The organism is Alcaligenes sp. PF14, assembly GCF_037150615.1.
GTDB classification, from domain to species: domain Bacteria; phylum Pseudomonadota; class Gammaproteobacteria; order Burkholderiales; family Burkholderiaceae_B; genus Alcaligenes; species Alcaligenes phenolicus.
This window is the reverse complement of the sequence record NZ_JBAGRS010000032.1, coordinates 1-297: the sequence shown is the minus strand read 5'-3', so window position 1 is coordinate 297 and position 297 is coordinate 1. Positions and strand designations below refer to the sequence as shown.

General features: G+C 55.6%; 1 protein-coding gene. It reads right to left on the bottom strand.

All coding sequences use genetic code 11. From position 1 onward, the window contains the following. On the bottom strand, positions 1-297 hold a 297-nt coding region (locus WFM49_RS18560), incomplete at both ends, for a GTP-binding protein (protein WP_336974864.1).

Sequence of the window (297 nt, the reverse complement as noted above, 5' to 3'; positions counted from 1 at the left end):
AATAGCGCCGTCCATCTGGGCAGCACCGGTAATCATGTTCTTGACGTAGTCAGCGTGGCCGGGGCAGTCAACGTGAGCGTAGTGACGGTTAGGCGTTTCGTACTCAACGTGCGACGTGCTGATGGTGATACCACGTGCTTTTTCTTCAGGGGCGTTGTCGATCTGCGAGTAATCGCGCGCTTCGCCGCCGTATGCCTTGGACAGAACCGTGCAGATTGCAGCGGTCAGAGTGGTTTTACCGTGGTCAACGTGACCGATAGTACCGACGTTGACGTGCGGTTTAGTCCGTTCAAACTT